The 633-nt window shown below is 67.8% G+C and carries 1 pseudogene; it reads left to right on the top strand.

Annotated elements, in window-relative coordinates:
• Nucleotides 1-633: pseudogene (locus DBR22_RS24230) on the top strand (DUF222 domain-containing protein); the annotation flags it as partial.

The following is a 633-nucleotide window of genomic DNA, read 5'->3' as shown; positions in this document are numbered from 1 at the left end:
GAACGGTGCTGAGAACGGTGCTGATGACGCCGGGGACCCGGCCCCCTCACTGGCCTGCCCGGCCGTGTCCTCCCGGGCCGGGACCATCATCAGCCTCACCCTGGACCGGCTCCAACACCGCACCACCCCCGAAACCCTCACCCTGATCGAAACCGACCTCACCCGCACCGCAGCCACCGCAGACCCGGACTTCCTCGCCCGCGTCGCCCGCCGCTGGTCCGACACCATCGACGCCGACGGCACCGAACCATCCGAAGAAGCCCTCCGCCACACCCAAGGCGCGTTCATCCGCAAACCCCGCCACGGCCTGCACCACCTCGAAATCTTCGCCACCACCGACCAATACGAACACCTCCTCACCGTCATGAACACCGCCACCAACCCCCGCACCACCACACCCACCACCAGCACAACCGCCACCAGCAGCAGTTCCGCCACCAGCAGCACCTGCCGCATCGACACGGACATTGACGGGGACACCGGCGGCAGCACCGCTACCGGGACCAGCACCGGCCAGGACCGCTGGGCCGACGCCGACGCGGATGTGGATGTGGAACTGGACCGGCGCACCCGCTCCCAAAAACAACTCGACGGCATCATCGGCGCCCTCAAAGCAGCACTCACCACCAACAA

The organism is Arthrobacter sp. HMWF013, assembly GCF_003061105.1.
Classification (GTDB): Bacteria; Actinomycetota; Actinomycetes; order Actinomycetales; family Micrococcaceae; genus Arthrobacter.
The sequence above is the reverse complement of the archived record's forward strand: the minus strand, read 5'-3'. Positions and strand labels throughout refer to the sequence as shown.